The 18,004-nt window shown below is 67.9% G+C and carries 21 protein-coding genes; 4 read left to right on the top strand and 17 right to left on the bottom strand.

Annotated features, from left to right (window positions below):
• The 14 genes from Y706_RS25540 to Y706_RS0114010 form a co-directional block, all read right to left on the bottom strand.
• Nucleotides 1–1,898 (bottom strand): flagellar hook-length control protein FliK (locus Y706_RS25540; RefSeq protein WP_043436182.1); only part of this gene is annotated, 1,898 nt, incomplete at its 3' end.
• Nucleotides 1,895–2,614: a C40 family peptidase gene (locus tag Y706_RS0114070; RefSeq protein ID WP_028277077.1), complete on the bottom strand. Its 720-nt coding sequence runs from the start codon at nucleotides 2,612–2,614 to the stop codon at nucleotides 1,895–1,897. The genes Y706_RS25540 and Y706_RS0114070, both read right to left, overlap by 4 nt.
• Nucleotides 2,611–3,045: a flagellar FliJ family protein gene (locus Y706_RS0114065; protein WP_026538968.1), complete on the bottom strand. Its 435-nt coding sequence runs from the start codon at nucleotides 3,043–3,045 to the stop codon at nucleotides 2,611–2,613. Before Y706_RS0114065 ends, Y706_RS0114070 begins: the two co-directional genes overlap by 4 nt.
• On the bottom strand, nucleotides 3,042–4,370 hold the full coding sequence (locus tag Y706_RS0114060; RefSeq protein WP_028277076.1) for a FliI/YscN family ATPase: 1,329 nt from the start codon (nucleotides 4,368–4,370) through the stop codon (nucleotides 3,042–3,044). Before Y706_RS0114060 ends, Y706_RS0114065 begins: the two co-directional genes overlap by 4 nt.
• Nucleotides 4,367–5,101, bottom strand: a complete 735-nt coding sequence (locus Y706_RS27500) for a FliH/SctL family protein (RefSeq protein WP_052355078.1) — start codon at nucleotides 5,099–5,101, stop codon at nucleotides 4,367–4,369. Before Y706_RS27500 ends, Y706_RS0114060 begins: the two co-directional genes overlap by 4 nt.
• On the bottom strand, nucleotides 5,091–6,107 hold the full coding sequence (fliG, locus tag Y706_RS0114050) for a flagellar motor switch protein FliG (protein WP_028277075.1): 1,017 nt from the start codon (nucleotides 6,105–6,107) through the stop codon (nucleotides 5,091–5,093). The genes Y706_RS27500 and fliG overlap by 11 nt, the downstream gene beginning before the upstream one ends.
• Complete coding sequence (fliF, locus tag Y706_RS0114045; protein WP_028277074.1) at nucleotides 6,104–7,708, bottom strand: flagellar basal-body MS-ring/collar protein FliF; 1,605 nt, start codon at nucleotides 7,706–7,708, stop codon at nucleotides 6,104–6,106. Before fliF ends, fliG begins: the two co-directional genes overlap by 4 nt.
• Nucleotides 7,708–8,019 carry a flagellar hook-basal body complex protein FliE gene (gene fliE / locus Y706_RS0114040; RefSeq protein WP_028277073.1) on the bottom strand — a complete coding sequence of 104 codons (312 nt, stop codon included), beginning with the start codon at nucleotides 8,017–8,019 and terminating at the stop codon, nucleotides 7,708–7,710. Before fliE ends, fliF begins: the two co-directional genes overlap by 1 nt.
• Nucleotides 8,019–8,411: a flagellar basal body rod protein FlgC gene (locus tag Y706_RS0114035; RefSeq protein ID WP_028277072.1), complete on the bottom strand. Its 393-nt coding sequence runs from the start codon at nucleotides 8,409–8,411 to the stop codon at nucleotides 8,019–8,021. The genes fliE and Y706_RS0114035 overlap by 1 nt, the downstream gene beginning before the upstream one ends.
• Complete coding sequence (gene flgB, locus Y706_RS0114030; RefSeq protein WP_028277071.1) at nucleotides 8,411–8,752, bottom strand: flagellar basal body rod protein FlgB; 342 nt, start codon at nucleotides 8,750–8,752, stop codon at nucleotides 8,411–8,413. The genes Y706_RS0114035 and flgB overlap by 1 nt, the downstream gene beginning before the upstream one ends.
• A 145-nt stretch (nucleotides 8,753–8,897) precedes the next feature.
• Nucleotides 8,898–9,305 carry a hypothetical protein gene (locus Y706_RS27495; RefSeq protein ID WP_156945152.1) on the bottom strand — a complete coding sequence of 136 codons (408 nt, stop codon included), beginning with the start codon at nucleotides 9,303–9,305 and terminating at the stop codon, nucleotides 8,898–8,900.
• 10 nt (nucleotides 9,306–9,315) lie between these two features.
• A complete protein-coding gene (locus Y706_RS0114020; RefSeq protein ID WP_028277070.1) occupies nucleotides 9,316–9,828 on the bottom strand; it encodes a flagellar export chaperone FliS in 513 nt (170 codons plus the stop codon).
• Nucleotides 9,825–11,153: a flagellar filament capping protein FliD gene (gene fliD / locus Y706_RS0114015; protein ID WP_028277069.1), complete on the bottom strand. Its 1,329-nt coding sequence runs from the start codon at nucleotides 11,151–11,153 to the stop codon at nucleotides 9,825–9,827. Before fliD ends, Y706_RS0114020 begins: the two co-directional genes overlap by 4 nt.
• Before the next feature lie 149 nt (nucleotides 11,154–11,302).
• Entirely contained in the window at nucleotides 11,303–12,496 is a 1,194-nt protein-coding gene (locus tag Y706_RS0114010; RefSeq protein ID WP_028277068.1) for a flagellin N-terminal helical domain-containing protein, read from the bottom strand.
• A 293-nt stretch (nucleotides 12,497–12,789) separates the two neighbouring features.
• Between Y706_RS0114010 and Y706_RS0114005 the strand changes: the two genes are divergently transcribed.
• The 4 genes from Y706_RS0114005 to Y706_RS0113990 are packed head-to-tail and all read left to right on the top strand — an operon-like array spanning nucleotide 12,790 to nucleotide 16,028.
• Entirely contained in the window at nucleotides 12,790–13,278 is a 489-nt protein-coding gene (locus Y706_RS0114005) for a flagellar protein FlgN (RefSeq protein WP_018775825.1), read from the top strand.
• Nucleotides 13,279–13,288: 10 nt separating this feature from the next.
• A complete protein-coding gene (flgK, locus tag Y706_RS0114000; protein WP_028277067.1) occupies nucleotides 13,289–14,701 on the top strand; it encodes a flagellar hook-associated protein FlgK in 1,413 nt (470 codons plus the stop codon).
• Between the two features lie 2 nt (nucleotides 14,702–14,703).
• A complete protein-coding gene (flgL, locus tag Y706_RS0113995) occupies nucleotides 14,704–15,627 on the top strand; it encodes a flagellar hook-associated protein FlgL (protein ID WP_028277066.1) in 924 nt (307 codons plus the stop codon).
• The gene (locus Y706_RS0113990; RefSeq protein WP_052355076.1) at nucleotides 15,624–16,028 is read left to right on the top strand and encodes a flagellar assembly protein FliW; all 405 of its coding nucleotides are present in this window, start codon (nucleotides 15,624–15,626) and stop codon (nucleotides 16,026–16,028) included. The genes flgL and Y706_RS0113990 overlap by 4 nt, the downstream gene beginning before the upstream one ends.
• Before the next feature lie 53 nt (nucleotides 16,029–16,081).
• Here Y706_RS0113990 and Y706_RS0113985 read toward each other — a convergent pair whose 3' ends face one another.
• The 3 genes from Y706_RS0113985 to Y706_RS0113975 all read right to left on the bottom strand — a co-directional run bounded on the left by Y706_RS0113985 (nucleotide 16,082) and on the right by Y706_RS0113975 (nucleotide 17,938).
• Nucleotides 16,082–16,591 (bottom strand): AMIN-like domain-containing (lipo)protein, encoded by a 510-nt coding sequence (locus Y706_RS0113985; RefSeq protein WP_084476148.1) that lies wholly within the window; start codon nucleotides 16,589–16,591, stop codon nucleotides 16,082–16,084.
• A gap of 356 nt (nucleotides 16,592–16,947) precedes the next feature.
• Entirely contained in the window at nucleotides 16,948–17,250 is a 303-nt protein-coding gene (locus Y706_RS0113980) for a DUF4193 domain-containing protein (RefSeq protein ID WP_018775830.1), read from the bottom strand.
• Between the two features lie 193 nt (nucleotides 17,251–17,443).
• Complete coding sequence (locus Y706_RS0113975; protein WP_043436181.1) at nucleotides 17,444–17,938, bottom strand: GyrI-like domain-containing protein; 495 nt, start codon at nucleotides 17,936–17,938, stop codon at nucleotides 17,444–17,446.
• Nucleotides 17,939–18,004: the final 66 nt, after the last annotated feature.

Below are 18,004 nucleotides of genomic sequence, written 5' to 3'. Positions count from 1 at the left end.
CCCGTGGCGAACTGGCCGCCGGTCCCGGTCCGGTCCTGGCCCGTGCCGTGTTGGGCCCCGTGCTGCCCGAAACCGGGACTGTTGTGGTCTGAGAGGTCAAGGCTGGCCCCGAATCCGGCGCCGTGGAGTTCCCTGCGGAGTTCGGGCAGGATTCCGCGGACCGCTTCACGTCCCGCATCGCCCGGGGCGAACAGCTCAATCCGGACGCCCGCGGCGTCGATCTGGGCCCGGACCGTCAGTGGACCCAGATCTTCCGGGCTGACCTTGAGGGTCATGATGTGCTGCCCCCGGGGTGCCCCCACGAGAGTGAAAAGCGGTTTGGCCAGCTGGGACTGGAGGGGCGCCGCGTAATGGGGCGCCGGCGGGGACGCCGACTGGAACGCCGGCTGCGCAGCGGACTGGGCAGCCGGCTGGGGCACGGCCTGGGCCACTGACTGGGCCACGGTTGCCGCCGCCAGAGTCGGCTGGACGGGGATGGCGGCCAGTTCGCCACGGGCGCCTTCCGGATTCGACGGAACCTGGGCGGCGTTGGGCACCGGTGCCGCGGCTGGTTCCGCCCGGACGCCGGCGTGGAAAGGAGCGGGGACGGTTCCGGTTCCGGTTCCGGTGGACATGCTGCCGGAGGATCCGGTGCCGGCTCCGGGGCTGCCGGATGACGCCGTACCGGACGGGGCCGTACCGGGCGAGGTGGTCGGCGACGTCGGCGCTTGTCCGGGCGCGGAGGCAGCGACGGCGGCGACGTCTGATCCGTTGACCGCCCGCGCGGACACGGCCGCGGTGGTGGCCGCCGGCGACGCACCGTGACCAGACCCAGGTCCCTGGGCGGTCTGCGCCGCCGCTGCCGCGCTCGGTGCGGTGGCGGCCGAAGGTGTGGCGGCGGCCTGCACCGGGACTTCCTGCGTTGGCCCGGCAGGTGCAGCAGCCTTGGCCGGGCCACTGAGCACCGGGACGGGACCGGTCGCAGGGGTGATCCCCGCGGCGCCGGTGGCAGTCGAGGCCAGCGGCGCGGCCGCAACAGTAGCCACCGGCGAGGCCGCATCAGTTGCCGGTGCGGTGGGCACGGCGTCGACGGGCGCAGCCGTCGGGGCAGGACCGTTCACATTGACCGGCCGGTTGACCGGTCCGCCGGCGGCGGCCTTGGGCCCGGCCAGCGGGACCACGCCCGCCGTCTGCGAGGCCGCAGCGTCGTTCTGCTTACCGTCCGGCATGGTCCCAGCGGGGACGGCGGCCACAGTCTGGCGCCGCGTTGCGGCCAATCCCGGGGTCGCGACGGCCGGGGTCTGCGCGACGGCGGCCGGCACTTCGTCGGGAAGAACCGCCGAGGCCGCGGACGCAGTGACGGCCGGTGCGGCAGTGCGGGAACCATCGTTGCTGTCCGACGGCGGGGCAACGGCCTGCGCCGACTGTCCGGGCAACGCAACCTGACCAGCCTGACCAAGTTGTGCAAAGGGGACAAACTGGGCCGGCGGGAATTCGGCCGTGCCGTACTGGGCTGGAAAGTACGGGGCTGGAAAGTACGGGGCCGGGACGTGCGTGGCCGGGACGAGGCTGGTGATACCGGACGGAGCAACGTCGGTCCCCGGTGCGGCCCCGGAAGCAGCGTCGGCCCCCGTCGCAGTGTTCGCAGCGGTGCCGCTTAGCGAAGCAGGGTCCGTACCGCCGTTGGGCTGCGGCAGTTCGGCCGCCGTGTCATCGGTCGCCGGCACTGCCTTAGCGGCGCCCGGCTCTGCCGCGGTGCTGTTGCCCTTTGCGGCCTGGACGTCGTTGAGGACCGCATCGAAGGACGCGGCGGCTGTGTTTCCGTTTTCGCTGCCGGGCCGCGGGTCCGCGCCCTGCCGGGCCGCCCGGACCGTCGCCCCCAGCGCGGCCGCAAACTCCGTCGATGCCGCCGCCTTCATGATGCCGCCCCTGCGGGAACGATGCGCCGGATGGAGGTCAAGTTGGACTGCTGCTCCCACGCATCGCGGATCTGGATGGTCTTGCCCGGCACGGGTGCGTCGATCGCCTTGCCGTTGCCCAGGTAGATGGAAATGTGGTTGCCGCCGAAGCTCACCAGGAGGTCCCCGGGTTTCGCCTCGGCGAGAGACGCCACCGGGGTGCCCTGGCGCATCTGGTCGCTCACCACACGGGGAAGCTCCACGCCGAGGTCCTTGAAGACCCGCTGGGTGAAGCCGGAGCAGTCCATGCCGGAGGCCGGATTAGTGCCGCCCCACACATAGGGAACACCGATGTACTTCTTCGCCACGGCCACCACGTCATTGCCCGTCGCGGCCCCACCGGTATGTACGGTTCCGGCTGCCTGGGCGCCGGTGAGCGCGGCCGTCCCGGCCGCCGCAGCGCTACCTGGTACCAATGTGCCGCCAATGCCCAGTGAGGAGCCCAGGCCCAGGCTGTCCGTGAGGGAAGCGGCATCCGTTGCGCCGCTGCCGCCCAGTGCCGCGGCAAGCGCCTGGGTGAACGTGGCGGAGTCGCCGGTGCCGGTTGCGGACGCGAGCGAGGTCGCGGCCGCCGCCTTGGCAGCGGCCGCGCTGGTTTCCGTGGCCGCAGGCCGGCTCAATTCCGCGATCATCGACTGGATGCCCTGCATCCGGCCGATCGCTTCAGTCATGCTCATGGCTTCACCTGCTGCTCATCGCGGTGCCAGAGCGTCGAGGCGATCTCATCGAGGGCCGACTGTTCGGCGCGCAGGTCCGCGGAGTTGACCTCGGCGTCGTGCCGGGCTTGCAGTTTTTCCAGCCCCACGGACCGCGTGCGGGCAGCGATGAACTCGGCCCGGGCGTTGGCTTCGTCGGCCTCGGCCAGGTGGGTGAGGTTTTGCAGGTCCGCGAGCATGCTGTGCGCGGATGACCGGGCGGCGGCCACTGCGCGCAGTGAGGCCGAACTGGAGATGGGGTCATCCGTGGCGGCAAGTTCGCGGCGGGCGGCGGCTTCGCGGACCCGGACGGAGCTGGAACGTGAGCGGGCTCGCGCCAGCCCGGTTGCCGCCTGGTCCTGCTGGAGCTGGCGGAGGCGCAGGAGGCCAGCCAGTGAGAATTCGCGGTTCATGCTGCTGCTCCCAGGATCGAAGTGAGGTGGCCGAGCCGTTGCCAGGACTCGGGGTGGGCCGTGGATTCGTCCATCGGCTGCTGGAGGAAACCGCTGACGTCGCCCTCGTGGTTCAGCGCAGCGTCCACCAGCGGGTTGGTCCCGGCCTGGTAGGCGCCGACGTCGATCAGGTCCTGTGCCGCCTTGCGGGCCGCGAGGACCCGGCGGAGCGTGGCGGCGGCGTCGAGGTGTGGCCGGGAATTGACCTTGCTGGCCACCCTGGACACGGATCCGAGCACGTCCACGGACGGGAAGTGCCCGGTGACGGCGAGTTTGCGGTCCAGCACCACGTGGCCGTCCAGGATGGAGCGGGCGGCGTCGGCGATGGGCTCGTTATGGTCATCGCCGTCCACCAGCACGGTGTAGATGCCGGTAACGGAGCCGGCCTCGGCCGTGCCGGCGCGCTCCAGCAGCCGGGCCAGGATGGAAAAGGTCGACGGCGGGTAGCCGCGGGTGGCAGGGGGCTCGCCGGCCGAGAGGCCAATCTCGCGCTGCGCCATGGCCACCCGGGTCAGGGAGTCCATCATGAGGACCACATCCTGGCCCTGGTCGCGGAAGGACTCGGCGATGCGGGTGGCGGTGAAGGCCGCGCGCATGCGCATGAGGGCGGGTTCGTCGGAGGTGGCGACCACCACCACGGAGCGCGCCAGGCCGGCGGCGCCGAGGTCGTCTTCGAGGAACTCGCGGACTTCGCGGCCGCGTTCGCCAACGAGGGCGATCACCGAGACTTCGGCGTCGGTTCCGCGGGCGATCATCGAGAGCAGGGAGGATTTGCCGACGCCGGAGCCGGCAAACAGGCCCATGCGCTGGCCCTTGCCGAGCGTGGTCATGGTGTCCAGGACGCGCACGCCGGTCTGGAGGGCGGTGTCGATGCGGGCGCGTTTCATGGCGTTCGGTGCCTCGTTGTCGATCGGCACGCGCGGCCCGCTGAGCAGCGGACCCTTGCCGTCGATCGGGCGTCCCAGGCCGTCAAGGACCCGGCCGAACAGGCCCCGCCCGGTGGGAACCAATACCGCGCTGCCTTTGGCGCGCACCGGGTCACCGGCAGCCACGCCGGCCAGCCTGCCCAGCGGCATGCAGCGCACGGAGCCGTCCAGCGCCGCGACGACTTCGGCGTCAAGGCCAGGGTTCCCGCCCACGGTCACGAGGTCACCAAGGGCGCAGTCCAGACCCGACACTTCCAGGCCCAGCCCGATGACCGAGGTGACGACGCCGACCCGTTGCGGGGCGGCCGCGGCCAGCGCGGCGGCATAGTCGGCGCCCTTCGGCCGCCACTCGGCGATCATGCCTGGCCCCGGTACGCGCCGGCACCGAATTCGGCCTGGCCGGATTCTCCCGGCACGGTCTCTCCCGGCACGGCGTCTCCCACCAGTGCGCCTCCCAGCGGGCCCTCTGCCGACGCTGGCTCTCCCAGGAGCGCCGTGCGGGCACGTCCCAGGGCGGTGCGGAGGCTGGCGTCGAACCAGCCCTGCTGGTATTCGACCTTCGCGTCGCCGCGGCCCAGGGAGGGGTCCGCGATGAGCGGCAGCCCGGCGGGCAGTTCCTGGCCTTCCCGGCTGAGGACGTCGATGTCCGCCGGGTGCAGCCGGATTGCCAGTACCGTGGCGGAGTCATTCCCGGAGAGGGCGCGGGCCAGGGCGGCCCGGGCGGTCCGGGTGCCTTCGGCCAGTTCGTAGCCGAGGATGGCCTCGGCCAGTTCCAGCGCCGTGCGGGCCAGGATTTCTTCGGCGTCCTGCAGCGCCTGCACGTTGCGGTGCGCAAAGTCTGTCCGGGCGACGGCGAGGGCGCGCACGGCACGGTCCAGGTCCTGCTGTCCGGCGGCCAGGGAGGCAGCCTGCTCGGCGGCCATCCGGTCCCGCCAGCGGCGCTGCTCTTTCGCTGCGGCGCGCACACCGGCGGCGTAGCCCGCGGCGTGGCCTTCGGTGTAGCCGGCCTGTTCGGCGGCCGGGCCGTTGGCCCGCAGTGACGGGAAGACGACGCGCGCCGGGGCGTTGGCCGCGCCGTTGTCAGTAGACATAGTCTTCTTCGTCCCCGCGCTGGATGGTGATCTGGCCTTCGGCCTCGAGCTCGCGGATGGACCGGACGACGGCGGCACGGGCCTCTTCGATCTGCGAGGCACGCAGGGGTCCCAGGGCGGCGATCTCGGATTCGAGGATTTCCAGGTTGCGCCCGGAGACGTTGGTGGTGATGGTTTCCAGGACCGGCTCGGAGGCACCCTTCATCGCCATCGCCAGGACGGCCGCGTCGAGTCCGCGCAGCACCAGCTGCACGTCGCGGCGTTCCAGCTTCACGATGTCGTCGAACGTCACCATCTGGGCCCGGATCTCCACCGCGAGGTCGGGATCGAGCAGGTCCAGGCCGTCCAGCACGGACCGTTCCGTGCCGGCGTCGGTCCGGTTGATGATCTCCAGCAGCGGCTGGATGCCGCCCACCACCTTCGAGGCCTGCTGGGACACGGCGGCGCCGCCGCGGAGTTTGAGGGTGTCGGCGACGATCCCGATCGCCTCGGGCGCGCCGGATCCCATGGTGGCGATGCTGAGCGCGACGTCGGCGCGCAGCGAGCCGGGCAGCCCGGACATCACGGCCGAGGCCTTGCGCGGGCTGAGGTGGGCGAGGACCAGGGCGATGGTCTGCGGCAGTTCGCCGTCGATCAGGGCCAGGATCTGCACGGGTTCGATGTCTTCGAGGAACTCGAAGGACTTGCCGGCCATATTGACGGTCAGGCGGTTCATGAGCCCGGCGGCCCGTTCCGAGCCGAAGGAGGCCTCCAGCAGGCCCTCGGCGAGTTCCCGGCCTCCCCGGGCCTGGCGCGTGGTTGTCATCGCGGCCTGGTGGAAGTCCTTCATGATCTGCTCGGTGACGTCAGAGTCCACCTTGCGGAGCTTGACGATCTCCCCGGCAATCTCCTCCGCCTCGGTGTCCGTGAGCTGGGCCATGACCTTGGCGGCGTTCTCGGGGCTCATCTGCATCAGGACGACGGCGGCGCGCTGGGTGCCGGTCAGGGGCGTATCGGCGGGTTTCATGCCGGTTGCCTGTCATCCATGAGGCTGCGCAGGTAATCGGCGGCCCGTTCCGGGTTGGCGGCGACCATGTTGTCGATTTCAAACCGGCGGCGCTCGGATTCCAGCTGTTCGGTGCTCGGGCCCGGAAGCGGGGGCAGGGCGGTGATCGGGATCGCCGACGTCGCCGGCGGAAGGGCCACCACAGGCGGGGCCACCGGCATGATCTCCAGGTCCAGGCGTTCGCCGAGGTCCACGGGCTCGCGCTTCTGGCGGCGCCGCAGGATGATCGTGACCACCAGGGCCAGGATCAGCAGGCCCAGCAGGATGCTGCCTGCGGTGACGAGGGTTCCGAAGAACGCGGCCTGCTTCTCGGCTTCGGCGTTGGCCTGGGCCTCGGCGAGCGCCTTGGCGGCGTCGTCGGCGGCTGCGGTGCTGAACGGCACAACCTCGACCGTGACAATATCGCCGCGCGCGGTGTCGGCCCCGGCTGCGGAGGTGACGAGGTTCTTCAGCGACGCCAGGTTCAGGCCGCCGGCGGCGGCCTGGCTGACGGCGACGGAAATGGTCTGCCGCTTGATGGCACCGGCCGGGATGGTCCGGTCCTCGGTGACCTTGTTGACCGCGTTGTTCTTGGTTTCGGTGGAGGAATCGAAGTTGCCGTTGCCGCTCGTGCCGCCGGGAACAGCGATGTTGTCCGGGCCGAGGACGCCCGCGGCGCCTCCCCCGGTTCCGGTGTATTTCTCGGTCTTGGACGATTCACTGAGCGGCAGGGCGCCCTCGGCATTGGAGAAAGTCTCGCTCTTCTGCTGCGCCGATTCGCCCGTCACGTCGGCGGCGACGGCGACCGTGGAGTTGCCCGGGCCCACCACGCGGTCCATGACCGCGCGGACGGCGTCCGAGGTGCGCTGCTGGTAGTCGCTGGCCTGCTTGGTGGACGATCCTGCGGTCCCGCCGCCGACGGTGGAGAGCACGTTGCCCTGCGAATCGACCACGGAGACGTTGGAGGGCTTGAGGTTTTCGATGGCGGCGGAGGTCAGGTGGACGATCGCCTGCACCTTGTCACCGGTCAGGGCAGCGCCGGCGTCGGTCTCGATGAACACTGAGGCGGTGGTGTCCGGGGCCTTGGACACAAACACTGTTTTCTCGGGGATGGCGAGCCGGACGGCGGCGGTCTTCACGCCGTCCATGGCGGAGATGGTGCTGGCAAGTTCGCCCTCGAGGGCGCGCTTGTACGTGACGGACTGCTGGAATTCCGAAGACGTCACGCCCATCTTGTCCAGCAGGGAGTAGCCGGTGGCGGCGGCAGTCGGCAGGCCCGCGGCCGCTGCCTTGAGGCGCTCGTCGTAGACCTTGTCCTGCGGCACCAGGATGGTGGATCCGCCGTCGCTGAGCTCGTACTGAACGTTGTCCTTGCGGAGCTGTTCGACGATGCCGTTGGCGTCGGTGGTCTGGAGGCCGGAGAACAGCGGGGTCAGCACCGGGCGGGTAAGCCAGGCGGACAGGGCAACAATGCCCACCACCAGCAGGGCAGCGCCGATCACGGCGATGGTGCGCTGGCCGGCGGTGAAGCTCTTCAGGCCCGCGCCGAAGCGCTGGAAGAAAGCGTTAATCTGCGGAGGCATCAGGCCTGCATCCTCATGATCTCGTTGAACGCGTCAACGCCCTTGTTGCGCATGGTGGCCATGAGCTCCAGCGTCACCTGCGCCCGGGTCGCGGCAAGCGTGGCGTTGTGGATGTCATCCAGGTTGCCGGTCACGGCGGACACAGCCAGCTGGTTCGACGTCGACTGCAGCTGCTGGAGGTTATCCACCGCGCCGGTGAGGGAAGTGGCGAAGGCGGAGCCGTCAGTGCCGGCCACGGGTGCCGCTCCGGCGCCCGTCACATAGTTTGTCGGCAGGACGCCCTGGACGGGGGCGATGGGGGCGACAGTCATTAGGAGCGTCCAATCTCAAGGGCGGCCATGTAGGTTTCGCGGGCGCGATCCACCACCTGCGCGTTGGCCTGGTAGCCGCGCTGGGCGATGATGAGCGCACCCATCTGTTCGGCCATGTCAATGTCCGGGTACTTCACGTTGCCGTTTGCGTCCGCCAGCGGGTGATCCGGCTGGTAGACGACCCTGCCCTCGGCGTTGCCGAGCTGGGTGCTCTTGACGTACACGCCCGAGCCCTGCGAGCCCTCCGCGGCCTCGACGTACCGGGCCTGGAAGGCGGGGCCGGACGTGGCGGAGGCGTTGTTCATGTTGGCGAGGTTGTCCGAGACGGCATCGAGCCACTTGCGGTGGACGGTGAGGGCGGAGCCGGCGATGCCGATCATGTCGAAGGTCATCAGCTGGTCCTCAGGGCGGAGCGCACGGCGGTGAACTCGGTGTTGACGGCGCGGGCGGCGAACTGGAAACGCAGCACGGTGTCGATGTTGGACAGGGTCTCGGTGTCCAGGTTGACGTTGTTGCCGTTCAGCTGCGTGGGCTCCAGGGACTCCGCCGTGGTTGCCTGGACGCGGCCGTTCCCGGACTGCACCGACGCTGCGAGGGCGTCCTCGAAGCTGACGCGCTTCGCGTGGTAATTCGGCGTGTTGACGTTCGCGATGTTGTTCGCGATGGTCCGCTGGCGCAGTGCCAGCCCGTCCATGGCGCTGGCCAAGGCGGCGGAAGTCACGGATTCGAGCACAGAGTCCTGCCTGGGAAAGGTGGGGGTGGCCGATCCGTGGCCGGTAATCGAGCGATCCGTGCTCTTACAGTGGTTATCGGCACTGGTCAGCGCCGCGTTAGGCGAAATCAAAAGACTATTTCAGATGTTTTGGAACCCGGGATTCCTAGCCGTTGACATCCAGGTACAGGGCTCCGGCGGACTCCCCCACGCCGGGCACCGACGATACCGCCTGCAGCTGCCGGGCGACTCCCAGCCGCGCCTCTTCCAGCCGGAGGGCAACGCGTTCCTGGGCGGCTGCCAGTGCGACGGCGCGACGCCGCGCGGTCGCCGGCAACGGCCCGTTCATCGACGGCGGAGACCAGCGCTTCTCCGGCCGGGGTTCCGCCACCGATCCCGCGGGAGCGGCGAGCGGGCCCAGCGGATCCTTCAGGGTCCGCTCGGCGGCCTGCACCGCCATTTCAAGCACATCAAGGACGGCCATCCAGGCAGCCAGGGTGGTGTCTTCAGGGATCTTGCCGGGAAGGGACGAATCGGCGTCGTTGGATCCGGTTCCCCCTGGGCCACTATCCAAGTAAGCCCGTTCAGCCAAAGCCGAGACTCCCGCCGCCTGTTCCGGGCCCGGTGTTCCAGGCCCCTGCTGCCGGGAAACCGGCTGGAGCTGCGGAGGGAAACGCCGCGGGGCTTGCGGGCGCTGGTACCGCGGCGGCGGCGGCCTCGTGCCAGGTTTGCCGCAGGGGCTCCAAGAGTTCGATTGCTTCCCGGGTCAGCGCCGCGTCCCGCTGGATGTTCGCGTTGGTCAGTGCGGTGGAGACGTAGTTGTAGACCCCCAGCAGCCCGTTGGCGCCGTCCCACGCGTCGACCTTGAGCGAGGAGGACAGCTCGGACACGATGGCCTGGGCGTGCAGCAGGTTTTCCGATGCGGTGGTCCAGTCGGCAGCGTGCTGCGCCGTTTCCGCCCGGCCCAGGTCCAGCAGGAGGCGGTCGTAGAGCATGGTGAGGAGGCGTGCCGGCGGAGCCGACAGGACCGAGTCGGCCAGGTACTGGTTCCGCTGGCCGGCATTGCCGTAGCCGCCGCCGAAGGAGGTCAGAGTCATGATGAAGAGCTTCCTGAAGAGAGTCCTGCGAGTTGGGAGGACAGCCAGGACGACTGCGCTTTCATGCCGCTGAGAGCAACCTCCAGCGCGGAGTAGGTCCGCTGCAGCGTGGTCCGACGCATTTCCAGGCGGTCATCCCAGTCGGCGATCTGGTCGGTGTAGTCCTTCGCGGTGGACTGCTGTCCCTTGATCTTGGTGCTGAGCAGCCCAGTGGAGGGATCGGAGGCCTGCTTGGCGGCGTCCGCCACGCGGCCCGCGATGGTGGCCACGGCCGCCATTGTTCCGGCCGGGTCCTTCGCCAGGGCGTCGCCGAATTTGGTGGCGTCGAATTCCATCGTCCCGGTCTTGGTCACGCTGATGCCAAGCTCAGACGGCGATTTTCCGTTCAAGGGCTGGGACGCAGCGGCCAGGATCGCGGCGTTGACGTTACGAACGGTGCTGTCTCCGGTGAAGACGCCGCCTGAAGTGACCGGGTTGCCGGAGGCGTCGGTGCTGCTGACCACGGCGCTCTTGGTGGCGATCTGCGCCAGGACTCCGTTGACGGAGCTAACCAGGTCAGAGGCGGCCCTGCTGATCTGGGCGTTGTCACGGGCAACGGTGACGCGAGTGGGACTGGCAGAAACCTCGGAGACGGTGATCGAGACTCCGCTCAGGACATCCGCGAAGGTGTTGGTGGCGGAGCTGAGCGTCGCCTCGGCTGCTGTTCCCGCCCACAGCTTGATCTGCGCGTCCTGCGCAGGCTGCACTTTGGTCAGCCCGGCGGTGCCGTCCGGATCGGCGATGCTGAACCCGCCGGCGACGCCGGTCTTGGACGAGGCAAACTGCAGCCTGTACTCGCCGCCGCCCACGGAAACTTTCGATGCGACAATGCCGGCGCCGGAGAGGTTCACGGCGGAAACGACGTCGTCAAGAGATGAAGTGAGAGGGGTGACGGTGATGGCCTGGCCGCCTTCACCGGTGACCGTCATGGTGGTGTAGGGCCACGCGGCGAGATTCTTGCTGACGGAGACCTGGGTCTGGGCCAGCTGCGATACGGTGAAATCAACCGCACCCGGCTTCGCTCCGGCACCGACCACGGTGGTGACCTTGGCGGAACTGCTTGAGGCCGAATACAGTTCCAGGCTCTTGGGATCGGAAAGCTTACCGGCCTTCGTTGCGAGGTCCGCGACGGCGGTGTTGAGTCCCTGCAGGGCCGAGATGCCGGTTTGGACAGTTGCGGCCTTGTTCTTGATGAGGCTTTGCGGGACTGCTTCCACGGCCATGAGGGAATTGATCAGCGCTGTGGTGTCCAACCCGCTGGAAAGTCCGTCGATAGAAAGTCCCATGCCTGCAACTCCTTAGAACAATGGCCGGCTGAATCAGTAATGGCTGGTGGTACTGCACAGCGCCCGGGGAGAAGAATTCTCTCCCCGGGCGCCACGTGCGGCTGAACTACTTAGCGGAAGTCACCGGAGTGATCGCTTCCCGCAGTGGTTTAGCGCAGGAGCTGCAGAACACCCTGGTTGGACTGGTTTGCCTGGGCCAGCATTGCGGTGCCGGCCTGGGACAGGATGTTGTTGCGGGTGAACTTGACCATTTCCTCAGCCATGTCCGTGTCGCGGATACGGGAGTTGGAAGCCGTCAGGTTTTCCTTGGCCACGTTGATCGTCTGCACAGCCGACTCGAGGCGGTTCTGGGAAGCACCCAGTTCAGCGCGGGCGGTGGAGACCTTGGTGATCTGGGTGTCCAGCATCTTGATGGATGCCTGCGCGTTGGCAGCGCTGTCGAACTTCAGGCCGCCGGACAGCGTGGCTCCCGCGGCCACAGCGGTGACGCCCGTAGCGGCGTCGTCCGTCGTAGGCGTGGCGTTGACGGTGCCGCCGTTCAAGGCAGAAACAACAATGCCGGTACCGGCGCCGTTGGCATCCTTGGTTACCGCAACCGTGAAGTTGGCAGCAAAGTTTGCGTCAGCCCGCAGTGCACTGGCGTACTCATCAACGCTTTCAAACCCGGAACCGGCGGCTCCAGCGATATCGTCCTTCAGCGTGCCCGTCGTGACCGACGTGGTGACACCGTTGCTGGTGCTCGTGAAGGTCGCTGCACCCGTCGTCACCGACGCGAGGTCGACGTCGAAGGAAGACCCAGTGGTGGCAAGGTTGCCTCCCGCGAGCGTGCTGGCGATCTGCTTGACGTTGGCGCCGCTGAGGTTCACGTCGATCTGGCTCGCAGCATCGGCGTTGGCGCCGACCTGGAATGACAGAGTCTTGGAACTGTTCAGCAGCGCGGTGCCGTTGAAGTTCGTTGAGCCCGCGATGCGGTCCAGTTCCTTGACCAGGCTGTCGGCTTCGGTCTTGATGGCGTCGCGGGATTCGGTGTTGTTCGTATCGTTAGCTGCCTGGACGCCCAGGTCGCGAAGACGCTGCAGGATCGAGTGGGTCTGGTTCAGGCCACCTTCAGCGGTCTGGACTGCACCGATTGCATCCTGGGCGTTGCGGGAAGCAACCGTGAGGCCGCCGATCTGGGACTTCAGGCCTTCGGAGATCGCCAGGCCGGCCGCGTCGTCACCGGCGCGGTTGATGCGCAGGCCGCTGGAAAGCTTCTCCAGCGACTTGGACAGGTCGGTCTGGGTGTTGCTGAGGCTGCGGTAAGCGTTGTTCGCAGCCATGTTGGTGTTGATCTGCATTCCCATGATGTTTCCTCCATGATTGGGACGATGTGCGATGGCCCATCCGTGGGCCTTCAGAAGTAGTTATCGCCATTTGGTCAGCACACGTAAGGAAGATTCCAAAAAGAGTTTTCAGTTCAACGCCGCGCCCGGTCCCGACTGTTATCAGCCTTATTGCCGCTAACGAATCCTGCGCCCCTGCCGATAGTTTCTACGAACCCTGCTGGAGGCTTAATCGTCCGCACGATGAAATCGACGCCCCGGCACCACCGCACCAGTCATTTGCACCATTCACACATGAGGGAGCCGTCAGGACCATGGCCATCCACGAACTTTCAGCCCTGCTGTGGCGGGAGCGTGAACTCCTGGACGTTCTCACCTTCAAGCTGGAGGAAGAGCAACTGCTGCTCACCGCCGGCAAATCCCGCTGGCTTCCCCACGGCACAAAGGAAGTCGAGCAGGTTCTGGAACACCTCTCCAAGGCGAGCCTTGCCCGCACCATCGAAGCCGCCGTCGTGGCCGAAACCTGGGGACTGCCCACTGACGCGTCCCTGGGTGAACTCGCCGCCGCCGCGCCGGAAGGCGCCTGGTCCGAAATCCTCACGGCCCACCTGACGGCCCTGACCCACCAGACGACCCTGATCAAGGAACTGCGCGACTCGAACGAGCAGTACCTGCGCACCGCAGTCCGTTCCACCCAGGAATCCCTCGCGGATCTGCGGCCCACCGCTGCGGCCGGCACCTATGACGCGCAGGGCAAGACCGGGGAAACTGCAGCCTCGCGTATTTTCGACAAGCAATTCTAAGGAAGCGACCATGAGTACCTTCGGCGCCCTGAACACCGCCTACCGTGGCTTGACCGCCGCCCAGCAGGGCATGAACGTGGCCGGGCAGAACATTGCAAACGCCGCCACCGAGGGTTACACCCGGCAGCGCGTCCAGCAGTCTTCGATCGCGGCTCCCGCGCAGGGCCTGTTCGGCTCTGGCCGTCCCGAGGCCGGGAACGGCGTCTCCGTGGACGGCATCGCACGCTTGGGCAGCAGCTTCCTTGACGGAAGCGTCCGCTCGACGGCGGCCCAGTCCGGCTACGCCAGCGCCCGGTCCACGGCACTCCAGGGGATCGAAGGCATCCTTCAGGAACCCGGCGAAAACGGCATCTCCACCGCGCTCCAGGGCTTCTGGTCGGCCTGGCAAGGCGCCGCCAACCACCCCAACGACTCCGCCGCCAAGGGACTGGTCCTGCAGGCCGGCAACGACCTCGCCACCAAGGTCTCCTCTTCCTACCGCTCCCTTGAGGGCCAGTGGAGCAGCGTCCGCGGCCAGGCCCAGGGCGCCGTAGACGCCGTCAACGCCGCCGCCACGCAGGTGGCAGCGTTCAACACCAGCATCCGCTCAACCCTCGCCGCGGGAGGATCGGCCAACGAGCTGATCGACGCGCGGGCCAAGCTCACCGAGACCATCTCCCGGCTGACCGGCGGCACCGTCAGGGAACAGGCCGACGGCACCGTGGATGTCCACGTCGGCGGAAACGCCCTCGTGATGGGCAGCTCCGTCCGGGCACTCGCCCTCTCCGGAAGCCAGAGCGCGGACAAGCTCGGCACAGCCGTGCAGCTTGAGTGGGCGGACCGGCCGGGCGCGGCAATCGCCGTCGCCGACGGGGAAATCGCCGGCGCGTTGTCCGTCCTGGCCCCTGCCGCGAACGGCGGCGCCATCGACTCGGCCGCACAGTCACTGAACACGTTCGCCGGGGACCTGCGGGACGCGGTCAACGCCCTTCACTTCGGCGGACGGACCTCTGACGGCACGTCGTCCGGCAACTTCTTCGACCCGGCCGCCGCGGGCCCTGCCGCGCTCGCTCTCGCCGTTGTGCCCAAGGCCGCCGCAGAGATCGCGGTCGGTGTGGCGGGTGCGGGGAACCTGGACGGCAGCCTCGCCGACAAGATCTCACAGCTTGGCACTGGGCCCGGGTCTCCGGACAGTGCATGGGCAAACATCGTCACCGGGATCGGAGTGCAGTCACGCGGCGCCCAGCAACATGAAGCGTTGAGCTCGGCAGCGGAAATCTCCGCGCAGTCCAACCGCGCCTCGCAGGCGTCCGTCAGCCTGGACGAAGAAAACGTCAGCCTGCTCACCAACCAGCACGCTTACCAGGCCGCGGCCCGTGTCATGACGGCTGTGGACGAAGCCCTGGACGTCCTGATCAACCGCACCGGACTGGTAGGAAGGTAGACATGCTGAACCGGGTAACCAACCTGACCATGAGCGCGGCCGCCCAGCGGACCCTGCAGACCCAGCAGTCCAAGCTGGCCCAGCTGCAGGAAAAGGCCACCACGCTGGATAAGATTTCGCGCCCGTCCGACGATCCTGCCGCCACGGCGCAGGCCCTCGATACGCGGGCACGGCTCGCCGCCAACGCCCAGTACGGCAGGAACATCGACGACGGAGCCAGCTGGCTCAACGCGGCCGACTCCGCCCTCAGCCAGGCCACCAACGTCATGAACCGCATCCTCGACCTCACGGTCCAGGCCGGCAACGGCGCGCTCAACCAGGCGGGCAAGGACGCGATCGCCGTCGAGCTCGAAGGGCTGAACAAGGATCTGCTCTCAACCGCCAACAGCAAGCACCTTGGCCGGAACATTTTTGCTGGAAGTTCGGACGCGGCCACGGCCTTCAGCCCGGCCATCCCGGCCGACCCGAGCATCCCCGGAGACACCGGAACTCCCCCGGTCTTCAACGGCGTCGCCGGCGGCTCAGTGGAACGGCGCATCAGTGCCGACAGAACCGTCCGGGTCGACGCGGACGGCGCCGCGATCTTCGGCAGCGGCTCCGGCTCCGTCTTCGACGCCGTCACCAAGACCATCGAGTCACTGCGCAAAGGCGAGGATGCCACTGTGAACCTCACCAACTTGCAGGCATCTTTCAAGAACATCGTCAGCGGACGTGCTGAAATAGGAACACGGCAGGTGCAGCTGGAACGCGCCGGCAACGTCAACACCGAACTGGAGGCCACCTTGGATGCACAGAAGATGGGCATTGAAAAGGCAGATCTCGGCAGCGTCATCATGGACCTGAAGCTTCAGGAGACAAACTACCAGGTGGCCCTCGCGGCGACGGCAAGGGTGCTTCAGCCCACCCTGATGGACTTCCTGCGGTGAGCACCCCGGTCATGGACACTCCGGTCGCCAGCCTGCCCCTCACATTCACCGCACCCATGCCTGGCTTCGAGGAGCTGCGCGATTTCGCGCTGCGGAGCGTCGAGGGCGCGGCCGGACTGTACGCCCTGGAGGCAGGTTCGAGCCCGGTGCGGCTATTCCTGGCCGATGCGGCCGTGTTTGCACCGAGCTACGCTCCGCCGATCCCGGCAGCCTCGCTGGAGGCCCTGGAACTCGACGAGCGGGACGCCGCCCAGGTACTGATCGTGGTCAACCACTCCCCCGGCTCAACCACGGTCAACCTCATGGCCCCGATCGTTCTGAACCGCGCCACGGGACGCTGCACGCAGCTGGTGCTCGACGGCCGGGACTTCCCGCTCCGGGCCGAGCTCGGCTCGCTCTAGCCGACGCGCCCGGCAAGGCGCGCAGCCCTGCCTTGCCACCGGCTTCACCAGCCTCACCAGAAATGGGCCACGTCCACCACGAACCGGGACCCGGTGCCCGGCCCGGGCAGGGCCAGGACCCGGAACGGCAGCCGGGCGCGGACCCCCAGGCCAATGGTCGAATAGCCCTCGAAGCTGCCCGCCCACGCCACCTGCCGGAAGGTCTGGTAGCCGGTCACGTCGGCCAATTCACTCTTGTTCGCCGGGTTGTAGGTGGGATTGCCGGCGTCGTCATATGCGGGAGCATTGACCGTGAGCTGAATGAAGGCCTGGCCCCGCAACGGGACCGGCAGGCCGGACCCGTCCTGCACCACCGCGGGTACGTAGCGGACGCTGTAGCCGGCCACGGGGCCGTTGAGGTCAATGACCAGCCGGTCAAAGCAGTAGTGCTGACCGGCGCGGACGTTCACCACCTTGGCTTGGCTCATGGCCGGATCCATTTTGCTCAGCGACCCCCAGGCCAGTCCGCAGTACGGGTCCGCGGCGGCGGGCGCCGGCGCAAGAATCCCGAGCGCGGCGGCCATCAGAACAGCCGCGAGCAACGCGTTGACCTTTTTCAACTGGATCTTCTTCAACTGGGTCTTCTTCAAGGCCGCCACCCCCTGGTGCTGCCTGACCCTTGGGCTGGCGGAACAGTCAGCGCAGGCCAGACGCTTTCAGCGTAGGCGGGCCCGGCCCGGCGGGCGAGGTCCCCCGCAGTTTCGGCGCCCAACCGTTAGCGTGGCCCGTTGCTGGTCACGGACGGATTGCACGGACCCAGCTCGTGAAGATCGTTCACGAACAGATAACACCGTCAGCCTCAGGCATGGCCGGGAACGGCGAAGCGCCGGCACCCTCGCGGGTCCGGCGCTTCGTACGGCCTGGCTGTTGCCGGAAGGTTTTAGCCTTCGCAGTCGCGGCAGTACTTCATGCCGTTCTTCTCAAGGGCCACCTGGGACCTGTGACGGACCAGGAAGCACGAGGAGCAGGTGAATTCATCGGACTGCTCCGGAACAACAATGACCGTCAGCTCTTCGCCGGACAGATCCGCACCGGGAAGATCGATGCCTTCAGCGGTGTCGTTCTCATCGACGTCGATCACAGCGGTCTGCGCGCCGCCGCCGCGGGACGCCTGAAGGGCCTCCAGCGACTCAGCGGGAGATTCTTCTTCTGTCTTGCGTGGGGCGTCGTAATCGGTAGCCATATCGGGGTTCACTTTCGTTGCTGCGCAGCGCCATTTCAGGCACCTCAGTGAAGCAGTTTAGGACATTATGCATGGAGTAGAGCAATAGTGTGGCCTATCAGACAGAATGAGTCGGACGGGCCCTGGAAACCTGGGCAGCGGCCCCCGGCCGGGGCCCCTCCGCGCGGCGGTCGGGCCATTCGAGTGCGGCATTTCAGTCGACCGGCCAGACCACGAGCGTCTGCCACTTCGCTGGATCGGGTTCGACGCCGGGATCGGTGAGGTAGTACTCCCACATTGCTGCTCCCGGGCTCGCGCCGTCCTGCCGCATCCGCGCCATGATCGCGCCGTAAGTACGCTGCAGTGATTCGTAGGGACCGATGTGCATCGCCTCGTAGGCCTGGCCTGCGGGGAGGGTGCCGGCGACAACCGCCGTTTCCGCGCCACTGGGGTTCGTGAAAGGCGCGGCGAGGGGGAACCCCGCTTCCACGTCGACGACGTCGGTCGGCATGCCGCGGTACAGCGCGAACGGGGGTCCGGCCAACTGGACATGCTGCTCCTGCACCGCACCCATGACGGCGGCGAAGGCACGGCCGAAAAAATCCCGCAACGCATTCATCGGGACTGTCTCATGCACCACCGCCGTGGGCTGTTCCTTGAGTTGGGCGGCCCTGATGTCCGGGGCCGGCCCCGGGTTCGTTTGAGTCATACCCCAGACTCTGCCGGGACTAATCCACGGTCTAGGGCCTTACGGCCCGCGCCCCTGGGGAGGCAC

The organism is Arthrobacter sp. I3, from assembly GCF_000520575.1.
Taxonomy (GTDB): domain Bacteria; phylum Actinomycetota; class Actinomycetes; order Actinomycetales; family Micrococcaceae; genus Arthrobacter; species Arthrobacter humicola_A.
This window is presented reverse-complemented; position numbering and strand designations above follow the sequence as displayed.

Excerpts from the sequence above, each read along its gene's own strand:
- Y706_RS0114070 (WP_028277077.1), bottom strand. The coding sequence starts at position 2,614 with ATGAGCATGACTGAAGCGATCGGCCGGATGCAGGGCATCCAGTCGATG.
- Y706_RS0114065 (WP_026538968.1), bottom strand. The coding sequence starts at position 3,045 with ATGAACCGCGAATTCTCACTGGCTGGCCTCCTGCGCCTCCGCCAGCTC.
- Y706_RS0114060 (WP_028277076.1), bottom strand. The coding sequence starts at position 4,370 with ATGATCGCCGAGTGGCGGCCGAAGGGCGCCGACTATGCCGCCGCGCTG.
- Y706_RS27500 (WP_052355078.1), bottom strand. The coding sequence starts at position 5,101 with ATGTCTACTGACAACGGCGCGGCCAACGCCCCGGCGCGCGTCGTCTTC.
- fliG (WP_028277075.1), bottom strand. The coding sequence starts at position 6,107 with ATGAAACCCGCCGATACGCCCCTGACCGGCACCCAGCGCGCCGCCGTC.
- fliF (WP_028277074.1), bottom strand. The coding sequence starts at position 7,708 with ATGCCTCCGCAGATTAACGCTTTCTTCCAGCGCTTCGGCGCGGGCCTG.
- fliE (WP_028277073.1), bottom strand. The coding sequence starts at position 8,019 with ATGACTGTCGCCCCCATCGCCCCCGTCCAGGGCGTCCTGCCGACAAAC.
- Y706_RS0114035 (WP_028277072.1), bottom strand. The coding sequence starts at position 8,411 with ATGACCTTCGACATGATCGGCATCGCCGGCTCCGCCCTCACCGTCCAC.
- Y706_RS0114020 (WP_028277070.1), bottom strand. The coding sequence starts at position 9,828 with ATGACTCTGACCTCCTTCGGCGGCGGCTACGGCAATGCCGGCCAGCGG.
- fliD (WP_028277069.1), bottom strand. The coding sequence starts at position 11,153 with ATGGGACTTTCTATCGACGGACTTTCCAGCGGGTTGGACACCACAGCG.
- Y706_RS0114010 (WP_028277068.1), bottom strand. The coding sequence starts at position 12,496 with ATGGGAATGCAGATCAACACCAACATGGCTGCGAACAACGCTTACCGC.
- Y706_RS0114005 (WP_018775825.1), top strand. The coding sequence starts at position 12,790 with ATGGCCATCCACGAACTTTCAGCCCTGCTGTGGCGGGAGCGTGAACTC.
- flgK (WP_028277067.1), top strand. The coding sequence starts at position 13,289 with ATGAGTACCTTCGGCGCCCTGAACACCGCCTACCGTGGCTTGACCGCC.
- flgL (WP_028277066.1), top strand. The coding sequence starts at position 14,704 with ATGCTGAACCGGGTAACCAACCTGACCATGAGCGCGGCCGCCCAGCGG.
- Y706_RS0113985 (WP_084476148.1), bottom strand. The coding sequence starts at position 16,591 with ATGGCCGCCGCGCTCGGGATTCTTGCGCCGGCGCCCGCCGCCGCGGAC.
- Y706_RS0113980 (WP_018775830.1), bottom strand. The coding sequence starts at position 17,250 with ATGGCTACCGATTACGACGCCCCACGCAAGACAGAAGAAGAATCTCCC.
- Y706_RS0113975 (WP_043436181.1), bottom strand. The coding sequence starts at position 17,938 with ATGACTCAAACGAACCCGGGGCCGGCCCCGGACATCAGGGCCGCCCAA.